The 9,211-nt window shown below is 72.8% G+C and carries 7 protein-coding genes; 2 read left to right on the top strand and 5 right to left on the bottom strand.

What is annotated here, in order from left to right; translation table 11 throughout:
* Window positions 1–122 precede the first annotated feature (122 nt).
* The 3 genes from AB0I21_RS35155 to AB0I21_RS35145 all read right to left on the bottom strand — a co-directional run bounded on the left by AB0I21_RS35155 (window position 123) and on the right by AB0I21_RS35145 (window position 4,144).
* The gene (locus tag AB0I21_RS35155) at window positions 123–1,583 is read right to left on the bottom strand and encodes a glycosyl hydrolase family 18 protein (RefSeq protein ID WP_360567686.1); all 1,461 of its coding nucleotides are present in this window, start codon (window positions 1,581–1,583) and stop codon (window positions 123–125) included.
* A 111-nt stretch (window positions 1,584–1,694) separates the two neighbouring features.
* Window positions 1,695–2,615, bottom strand: coding sequence for a hypothetical protein (locus tag AB0I21_RS35150; RefSeq protein ID WP_360567685.1), 921 nt, complete (start codon window positions 2,613–2,615; stop codon window positions 1,695–1,697).
* Between the two features lie 53 nt (window positions 2,616–2,668).
* Window positions 2,669–4,144, bottom strand: coding sequence for a hypothetical protein (locus tag AB0I21_RS35145; RefSeq protein ID WP_360567684.1), 1,476 nt, complete (start codon window positions 4,142–4,144; stop codon window positions 2,669–2,671).
* Window positions 4,145–4,248: 104 nt separating this feature from the next.
* Between AB0I21_RS35145 and AB0I21_RS35140 the strand changes: the two genes are divergently transcribed.
* Window positions 4,249–5,277 carry a Gfo/Idh/MocA family oxidoreductase gene (locus AB0I21_RS35140; protein ID WP_360567682.1) on the top strand — a complete coding sequence of 343 codons (1,029 nt, stop codon included), beginning with the start codon at window positions 4,249–4,251 and terminating at the stop codon, window positions 5,275–5,277.
* Window positions 5,278–5,384: 107 nt separating this feature from the next.
* Window positions 5,385–7,511, top strand: coding sequence for an MMPL family transporter (locus tag AB0I21_RS35135; protein ID WP_360567680.1), 2,127 nt, complete (start codon window positions 5,385–5,387; stop codon window positions 7,509–7,511).
* A gap of 1 nt (window position 7,512) precedes the next feature.
* On the opposite strand, the gene AB0I21_RS35130 is transcribed toward AB0I21_RS35135, so the two are convergent.
* Both AB0I21_RS35130 and AB0I21_RS35125 read right to left on the bottom strand, forming a co-directional pair.
* Window positions 7,513–8,187, bottom strand: coding sequence for a 2OG-Fe(II) oxygenase (locus AB0I21_RS35130; RefSeq protein ID WP_360567678.1), 675 nt, complete (start codon window positions 8,185–8,187; stop codon window positions 7,513–7,515).
* A complete protein-coding gene (locus tag AB0I21_RS35125; protein WP_360567676.1) occupies window positions 8,184–9,071 on the bottom strand; it encodes a hypothetical protein in 888 nt (295 codons plus the stop codon). The genes AB0I21_RS35130 and AB0I21_RS35125 overlap by 4 nt, the downstream gene beginning before the upstream one ends.
* Window positions 9,072–9,211 lie beyond the last annotated feature (140 nt).

The following is a 9,211-nucleotide window of genomic DNA, read 5'->3' as shown; positions in this document are numbered from 1 at the left end:
TTCACCCTCCCGTGTCCCCCCCCCGCCCCTGCCACTTCGAGGGGCGCGTACGGGGCCGCGCCGCCCGCAGCCCGGGACCGGCTGCGGCGGCGCGACGTTGGTCAGGCGAGACCGTTCAGGCGTCAGGCGAGACCGTTCTTGATGGCGGTGATGAGCTCGCCGTTGCTGGTGTCGCCGGAGAACTCCCAGAAGAAGGCTCCGCCGAGGCCCTGCTGCTTGGCGTAGGTCATCTTCCCCGCGATGGTGGCCGGGGTGTCGTAGCCCCACCAGTTGCTGCCGCACTTGGCGTAGGCGGTGCCGCCGACGGTGCCGGTGGCCGGGCAGGAGTTCTTCAGGACCTTGTAGTCCTCGATGCCCTGCTCGTACGTGCCGGGCGCCGGGCCGGTCGCGGTGCCGCCCGGGCCGGCCTGGGTGACGCCGGTCCAGCCGCGGCCGTAGAAGCCGATGCCGAGGAGCATCTTGCTGGCCGGGACGCCCTTGGACTTGAGTTTCTGGATCGCCGCGTCGGACCAGAAGCCCTGCGTCGGGATGCCTGAGTAGGAGTTCAGCGGCGAGTGCGGAGCCGTCGGGCCCTGCGGGCTGAAGGCGCCGTAGTAGTCGTAGGTCATCGGGAAGACCAGGTTCAGCTTGGAGATGCCGGCGGCGTAGTCGGCGGCGTCGAGCTTGCCGCCGTTGGAGCCGTCGGCGGAGATCGCCGAGGTGACCAGGAAGTTCTGCCCGAACTTGTTGCGCAGCGCCGTGATGACGTTGTTGTAGCTGGCCGGGCCGCTGGAGTCGCAGCTGAGGCCACAGGCGTTCGGGTACTCCCAGTCGATGTCGATGCCGTCGAAGACGTCGGCCCAGCGGGAGTCCTTGACCAGGTTGTAGCAGGAGTTCGCGAAGCCGGTCGGGTTCGCCGCCGCCTGCGTGAAGCCGCCGGACCAGGTCCAGCCGCCGAACGACCAGATCACCTTGATGTTCGGGTACAGGCGCTTGAGCTTGCGCAGCTGGTTGAAGTTGCCGCGCAGCGCGCCGGTGTCCCAGGTGTCCGCGACGCCGTCGACCGAGTCGGCCGCGGTGTACGCCTTGTCGTAGTCGGCGTACGAGTCACCGATGGAGCACTGCCCGCCGCTGGTGTTGCCGAAGGCGTACAGGATGTGGGTCAGCTTCGCCGCCGAGCCACTGGTGACGATGTTCTTCACGTGGTAGTTGCGGGCGTAGACGCCCCACTCGGCGAAGTAGCCGACGACGTTCTTGCCGCCGGGCGGCGGTGGGGGCTGCGAGGTGGGCGGCTGCGACGTCGGCGGCTTCGAGGTCGGCGGCGGGGTGGTGGGATCGGTCCCGCCACCGCAGACCCCGTTGTCGGCCCACACGCCCCACTGGCCGCTGGCGGTCGGCACCTCGTTCGTGGTCCACCACTTGGCGGTGTAGTTGTGGCTCTGGTACGAGACGACGTTGTCCTTGACGTAGACGGCCGACGCGCTCCATGCCGGAGCGCATGCGGCGGCGGCGTTTGCCTGGACCAGTGGCACGATAGCGGTCGCTCCGGCCACGGCGGCGACGACGGCCCCGACCAGGAGGACCTGGCGAAGGGATCGTTTCACGTTCACCTCACCAACAGTTAGGAAACTTTGTTAAAAGCGTGTTGAGACGGTAGACACATCAACAACCGTCAGTCAAGACGGCGATCGATTTCGGCACGCCGCGGCCCTGGGTCAGGGCAGGGACAGCACGATGCGGTCGACCGACGGCGCGTGCCCGTCGGGGTTGGCGACCGAGATGGTGTTGCCGCCCGCGCGGAGCTGGACCTTCAGCGTCGACGCGGTGCAGCACGTCGAGCCGCCGTCGAGCGTGACCCGCTGCGGGTCGCGGCCGTCGACCGTGACGACAGCGGTCCTGGTGCGCTCGTTGTCGATGTTCACGTGGTAGAGCTTCAGCGTGTACGTGCCGGCGACCGGGACGTCGACGTTGTTGAAGCGCAGCACGCCGTCGCCGGCGCGGCTGCCCCAGTCGCCGAGATTGCGCACGATCGAGCCGCCCGAGGCGCCGGGGTAGCGGTCCACCCACGCCGAGCCGCCGAGCGTGTTGCCGGGCGCCTCGGCCTCGAGCGAGACCGGCCCGAACTTCGGCGGCGGGGACGTCGTCCGCGCGGCGGCCGGGGACGGCGACGCGGGCGCGGCCTTCGACGGCGTGGCCGGCGCGGGGTCCGGCGTCAGGGACGGCGCGCCGGTGGGTGACGGGGCCGGCGAGGGCAGGCCGACCGGCGGGGTGACGGGAGCGGGATCGTCGTCGCTGAAGTACGCCGCCACCGCCAGGATCACCAGCAGCGACACGGCCGCGGCGACGCCGGCCACGATCAGCCGCGACCGCCAGAACACCCACAGCCCGCGCAGCTCCGACGGTTCGTCGGCGACGTGCCAGCCGTCGCGGTCCGGCGCCGCGGCCCAGTCCGCCGCGTCGCCCGGCGTCTCATCCACGGGGACGGACTCGTCCTGGATTATGGGAACGGGAGTGGCTGCGTCGGCCGGGTCGGGGCGGAACGTCCCGCCGGACGCGGGACGGTCCGGATCGGCGCCGAGCCCGGCGAGCCACGGGGGCACGCGCAGCGGTTCGGCGTCTCCGTCGCCAGCCGTCATGGACCACGAAGATAGTCACCCCGGTGCCCCTTCGCCAGCGGGGAGACGGGTCGTCATGCCCGCAGCAGGGCCACCGCCGCCGGGTCGGACGCCAGGTCGGCGGGGCACTGCCCGCGGTCGTTCACCGCCCGCGGGTCGGCGCCGGCCCGCAGCAGCGCCCCGACCAGGTCGGCGGCGCCGTCGGACAGCGACCTCGCCGCCGCGTGCAGCGGCGTCTCACCGACGACCGTCCGCGCGTTCACGTCCAGGCCGAGCGCGAGCAGGCGGGGCAGCATCCGCGAATGGTCGAGCCGGCTCAGGGCGTGCAGGAGCGTGACGCCGCCCCGGTCAACGGCCGGCGGGAAGCCGTCGCCGAGCAGCCGCAGGACGCCGTCGGTGTCGGCGTACGCCACCCGCTGCCAGAGCTCGTCGTGCAGGTCCTGGACCGGCGGCGGCAGCCCGGCGTCCCGGCGCCCGCCGGTCCGCCAGCTCAGCAGCACGTCGGCGCAGCCCTCGGCCGGCCCGCCGAGCGCGGCGAGGGCCTCCTCCCGGGCCAGGTCCGACGGGTCGTGGTCCAGCGGGTGCCACCGTCCGTCGCGGGCGGCCAGCCGGTGGGCCCGCCCGCCGCACTGGACCCGCACGACGGCGGGCACCGGCGGGGCGTACGGCTGCCGAGACCGCGACCGGCCGGGCAGGAGAGCGTCGTGGACGAGGGGATGCAATGCGTCCGGATCGATGAGACCGTGGCGGACCAGTTCGGCGTCGAGCGGCTCCTGCCAGTCCGAGACCTGCAGCAGCGGCGCGTTGCGCGGTGGAGGCCCGGCGACGACCGTCGGCCGCTCCCTGAGGTCCAGCCAGCCCTCGCCGAGATCGACCGCCCCGGCGCGACTGCCGCGCCGGTCCAGCAGGGCGCGGGCGGCCGGCACCAGCCTCGACCAGACCAGCGGGTAGCTCGCCAGGCTGAAGTCCGACCGCGGCTCGGCCAGCCCGGTGGCGTCGATCCCGGCGGCCGCGGCGGCCTCCCGCTGCCGGCCGGTCGTGTGCGCGCAGACCGCCTCGGTGCTGACCGGCTCCGGCCCGCACAGCGCGCGCAGCCCGGGCGCCCGCCGGACGTCCCACAGGTGCCGGTCGATCAGCTCGGCCGCGGGGGAGACGCCGCTGTCGAAGCGGAGCTGGAACCGGCGCCGGCCGCCGCTGCGGGGCCCCTGGACCAGCAGGATGCCGAGCCCGCCGGCGAGCCGGGTCATCGGGACGGGCCGGCTGGCGGCCGGCCACGAGTGGTGCCCGTGCAGCGGCTCGTGCCAGCGCAGCAGGTCCGGCGCCAGGTGCCGCAGGTCGTCCTCGACCGCGGCGGCGACCTCGCGTCCGTGCTCCCACTCGACGGCGCGCAGGTCGATGTCGGGCGTCACGTGCGCGGCGGTGCACGCCCGGCGCCAGTCCCCGGCGAGCCGGCGCTCGGTCGCCGCGTCGATCATGGCGGGCGGCACCCCGAACCGCCGGTGCCGCAACCACGTGCGCAAGGTCTGCGCGCTGGGCGGCATGGCGGACATCGGCGCTCCCGGGGTCGGTGGACGGCCGCCAACGCTATCGCGCCGGGTCCGGATCTTCGTCGTGTAGCTTCGGGTCGAGCACCACACCCGACGTGAGGACGACCGTGAGCACTGCACTGCCCACCGCGCGCACCGCGGACCCCCAGGACGCACCGCCGATCAAGTGGGGCGTCATCGCGCCCGGCTGGATCGCGGACCAGTTCGCGGGCGCCGTCCACCGGCACTCGAGGTCACGGGTGGTCGCCGCCGGCTCCAGCTCGCTCCAGCGCGCCGAGGAGTTCATGGCCCGGCACGGCGGCGGCCGCGCCTACGGCTCCTACGAGGCGCTCGTCGCCGACGCCGACATCGACGCCGTCTACGTCGCGTCGCCGCACAGCCACCACCACGAGCAGACCCTCCTCGCGCTGCGCGCCGGCAAGCCGGTCCTGGTCGAGAAGGCGTTCACGCAGAACGCGGCCCAGGCCGCGGAGCTCATCGAGCTGGCCCGCGGCTCGGGGCTGCTGCTGATGGAGGCGATGTGGAGCCGCTTCCTGCCGCACTACGACGTCGTGCGGCAGCTGCTCGCCGACGGCGCGCTCGGCGACGTGCAGACGGTGATCGGCGACCACGGCCAGCACTTCGACATCCCACCGACGCACCGGCTGCTCAACCCGGCCCTCGCCGGCGGCGCCCTGCTCGACCTCGGCATCTACCCCGTCTCGTTCACCTCGTTCGTCCTCGGCGCCCCCGAGGAGATCCAGGCGACCGGCACCATGACCACGACCGGCGTCGACGCCCAGGTCTCCGCGGTCCTGCGGACCGGCAGCGCGCACGGCATCGTCTCCACCACCCAGACGGCCGCGTCGCCGACCACCGCGAGCATTTCGGGCACCGCCGCCCGGATCGAGCTCGCCGGCCCCTTCTACCAGCCGCAGGCCGTCCGCCTCACCACCGTCGCCGGCGACGTCAGCGAGTCCGCCCCACCCGCGATCACGGGCCATGAGGGCCTCGTCCACCAGGCGGCCCACTTCGCCGACCTGCTCACCGCGGGCGCCACCGACTCGCCGCTGCTGCCCCTCGCCGAAACCCTGACGATCATGCAGACCCTCGACGAGATCCGCCGCCAGATCGGCCTGGTCTACCCCAACGAGTAGACGCCGCCGCACGGTCCACCGGTGTGGTGGCCCCCGCCCACCCGTCCTCCCGCGCGGTCTGGCACTTTGATGCTGCGGATTCGTCGGTACGGGGAGGGCGGAGCGGGATGGGTTTCATGGCGGGGCTGGGCGGCTGGTGTTTCCGGCGGCGGTGGTGGGTGCTCGGGGTGTGGCTGGTCGCGGTCGTCGGGGGCGTGCTCGCCGCGGGGCCGTTGCTGGACGCGATCTCCGAGACCAACAGCGTGCGCAAGAAGGTCGAGTCGATCGAGGCGTACGACCTGATCGGCACCGCCGAGGACTCCTCCGGGCAGGTCGTCGGCCTGGTGGACGCCGTCGACCCGAAGGCGGCCGACGTCCGGGCCGCCGTCGACGCGGCCGCCGGGCGGCTGCGCGGCGTCGAGCACGTGCGGAAGGTCGAGGCGACGGCGGTGTCGGCCGACGGCCGGGCGCTGCTCGTCGTGGCCACCCTGGAGAAGATCGACAAGCCGACCCGCAACGCCGCTGTCGACAAGGTCGAGGCCGAGCTCGACCGGCTCGGCGGCGAGCTGCCCGCGGGCGCCGCCGTCCGGGTCGGCGGGTCCGCGACGATCAGCCGCGACGCCGGGCGGACCCTCGACGAGGACCGCAGCCGCGCCGAGCTGCTGTCGCTGCCGCTGACGCTGGTCGTGCTCGTCATCGTGTTCGGCGGGCTCATCGCGGCGGGGGTGCCGGTGCTCGCCGCGGTCGTGTCGGTCGCCGCCGTCTTCCCCGTCCTGTACGCGTTCACCACGGTCACCGACGTGGACTCCAACGCGCTGACCGTGGCGTCGCTGCTCGGGCTGGGGCTGTCCGTCGACTACGGGCTGCTGCTCGTGGCCCGCTACCGCGAGGAGCTCGCCGCCGGGTTCCCGCCCGAGGACGCGATCGGCCGGGCCTGGGCGACCGCCGGGCGCACCATCTTCTTCAGCGCCCTCACCGTCGCCGCCGCGCTCGCCGGGCTCCTCGCCTTCTCGGTGCGGCAGCTGACCGCGCTCGGCGCCGCCGGCGTGTCGATCGCGCTGGTCGCGATGCTGGTGTCACTGACGTTCACGGCGGCGCTCATCGGCCTGGCCCGCAAGCGGCTCAAACCGGCGCGCCAGAAGGCCGCCGCGGACGAGGCCGGGCGCGGGTTCTTCGCCGCCCTCGCCGCGCTGGTGCAGCGCCGGGCGGCGGTCGTCGCCGTGGTCACCGCGGCGCTGCTGCTCGCCGCCGGCCTGCCGCTGCTGTCGGCGACCGTGAAGCTGCCCGGCCTCGAAGGCTTCCCGCGCAGCATCGATTCGGTGCGGGTCGCCGACGAGCTCAAGACCCGGTTCGGCCGGTCGTTCGCCCCGACGGTCACGGTCGTCGCCCGCACGGGCGCCGCGGAGCTCGACGCCTACGCCGCCCGCTGGTCCGGCGATCCGGCCGTCGGCAAGGTGCAGCCGGCGAAGCCCGTCGGCGCCGGCCTCGCCGCCGTCGAGCTGAGCCTGCGCGGCGGGGCGCAGGACGACGCCGCCCAGGAGCTCGTGCGGCGGCTGCGCGCCGACCGGCCCGCCGGGGTCCAGTCCTGGGTGACCGGTGACGCCGCGGTGCTGGTGGACCTCGTCGGGCTCATCATCGACGACCTGCCGCTCGCGCTGGGCATCACGCTCACCGCCATGCTCGTGCTGCTGTTCGCGATGACGGGTTCGCTGGTCGTGCCGGTGAAGGCGATCCTCGCCAACGTCGTGTCCCTCGGCGCGACCCTCGGCGTGATGGTCGCCGTGTTCGAGCACGGCTGGCTCGCCGGGGCGCTTGGCACGCTCACCGTCGGCGGGCTCGACCCCTTCGTCGTGGTCATCCTGTTCGCGTTCGCGTTCGCCCTGTCCATGGACTACGAGGTGTTCCTCCTCGGCCGGATCAAGGAGTACGTCGACGGCGGCGACGACACCGACACCGCCGTCCGGCGCGGCCTGCAGCACACCGGCCGGGTCATCACCTCCGCCGCGCTGCTCATGGTGATCGTCTTCGGCTGCTTCGCCGCGGCGCAGATGGGCAGCATCGAGCAGATCGGCCTGGGCCTCACGACCGCCGTCTTCATCGACGCGACCGTGGTGCGCTGCCTGCTCGTGCCGGCGACGATGACGCTGCTCGGGCGGTGGAACTGGTGGGCCCCGGGCCCGCTGCGCCGCCTGCACCGGCGGATCGGCCTGAAGGAGACGGCGCTGCCGGAGCCGGACCCGGTCATGAGCGCCTGACTCAGCGGCCGAACAGCTGCTCGTCGAGCCCGGAGGGGCGCACCGTCTCCGGGCACGACGGCGAGTAGTAGTTCATCGTGAGTACGGCGCGCACGGCGTCGTCGCGGCGCAGCGGCTCGACGTAGTGGGCGTGCCGGCGGGCGTCGAAGAAGTACAGCTGGCCCGCCGACGGGTAGATCCGCATGGCGTTCGCGTCGACGCCGGCGACGTCCCGCGCGGCGCGGTCGCGGGCGACGACGAGCCCGCCGCCGGTCTCCTCGGTGCACGACGTCAGGTACAGCAGCCCCTGCATGGGGTTGCTATCGACGTGGCACGGGTACCGCATCGTGATCCCCTGCTGGATGTTGAGGCTCAGCGCGCGGTTGTCGCTGCTGGTCTCCTCCAGCTTCTCCTCCGCGGTCCGCTCGCCGAGCTGCTTGAACCAGCCGCTGTACAGGTCGAATGTCCACGGCGCGGCCCGCCGCAGCACTTCGCCGTCGACGCTGTGCATCGGGATCTCGGCGCCTGCGACCTCCCGGGCGGTGGACATGGTCGGCCGGAAGACGCGCCGGACGGCGTGCTCGCGGGCCACGTCGAGCAGCGCCGCGGCCCAGCCGTCGGGCAGCAGGTGCCCGACGTCGTACACGTGCCAGTGGAACGGCAGATCCTGCGGCGGCTGCCAGACGGTGCCGGTCATCGGTGGGTCCCTCCGTACGCCTGATGCTTGGCCATCGACTCGTGATAGTCCTGTACCGCCTGCCACAGCCGCGGAAAGCGCATGTGCGCGACGAACCGGTCGAGCACGTCGACGGTCCGGCCGGTGAGGCTGACGGGGGAGCGGCCGTCGTTGAGGGTGGGGTGGCCGCCGAGCCGCGCCCACACCATCCGCTGGTGCTCCTGCTGCCAGCCGAGCAGCGCGTCGTCGAGCTCCAGCATCTCCAGCGCGACGAGCCGCAGCTGCGGCTGGGTCGCGTCGGCCTCCAGCAGCTCCACCTCCGACGCGAGGCCCTCGGACTCCATCGCCGCGGTGAAGCAGCGCCACAGGTGTCGGCACGCCTTCTGGAGATTGCGCATGCCGGGGGAGTCCAGGCCGCTGCCGCCCTCGGGCAGGCTCGCCCGGATCTGCAGGAACTCGGTCTGCGGAATGCCGGACCGGACCTGACCGAGATGCGTCACCGTCAGCCGCTGCAACTCCGTCGCGCGGCGCACCAGGCGGTGCGCGGACCGGTAGTCCCCGGCGCGCAGATCGTCGGCGGCGCGGACGATGTCGAAATGCATGTTGTACCAGAGCAGTTCGGCGGTGAGATGCAGTGTCTGGAACAGCAGGAAATCGGGGTGCGGCATTTCCGGCAGCGGACGGAGCGCTCTGACTGCGGCCGTGAACCGCACCACCTCGTCATATGCGCTCGGCCCGCCGACGGCGAAGACCGGCCCGGACATCCCGTGGTCATGCTGCTCGTCGTCGGTCATGTAAACGTTTCGCTCCGTTTCCACGCATGACGAAATGGCGTGTTCACGCGTATTTAACGACCATCGCAAGATGTATTTTCCGGGCGTTACGCTACCGATACTGAGCGACATATGTCAATGCAAACGTATCGCCCCGAAAGATCGTGTCGCGCTACCCTCCCCCGCACCGATCTGGTCCTGGTCGACGAGATGCACAACCCGGACCTGGCCACCCCGCAGCAGCGCAGAGGCCTCCGGCCACCTCAATGGGC

Origin of the sequence: Dactylosporangium sp. NPDC050588 (assembly GCF_040654975.1) — a bacterium.
Lineage (GTDB): Bacteria > Actinomycetota > Actinomycetes > Mycobacteriales > Micromonosporaceae > Dactylosporangium > Dactylosporangium maewongense.
This window is presented reverse-complemented; position numbering and strand designations above follow the sequence as displayed.

Bases quoted from the DNA above. Each gene is read 5' to 3' on its own strand.
- AB0I21_RS35150 (WP_360567685.1), bottom strand. From the start codon at position 2,615: ATGACGGCTGGCGACGGAGACGCCGAACCGCTGCGCGTGCCCCCGTGG.
- AB0I21_RS35145 (WP_360567684.1), bottom strand. From the start codon at position 4,144: ATGTCCGCCATGCCGCCCAGCGCGCAGACCTTGCGCACGTGGTTGCGG.
- AB0I21_RS35135 (WP_360567680.1), top strand. From the start codon at position 5,385: ATGGGTTTCATGGCGGGGCTGGGCGGCTGGTGTTTCCGGCGGCGGTGG.
- AB0I21_RS35130 (WP_360567678.1), bottom strand. From the start codon at position 8,187: ATGACCGGCACCGTCTGGCAGCCGCCGCAGGATCTGCCGTTCCACTGG.
- AB0I21_RS35125 (WP_360567676.1), bottom strand. From the start codon at position 9,071: ATGTCGCTCAGTATCGGTAGCGTAACGCCCGGAAAATACATCTTGCGA.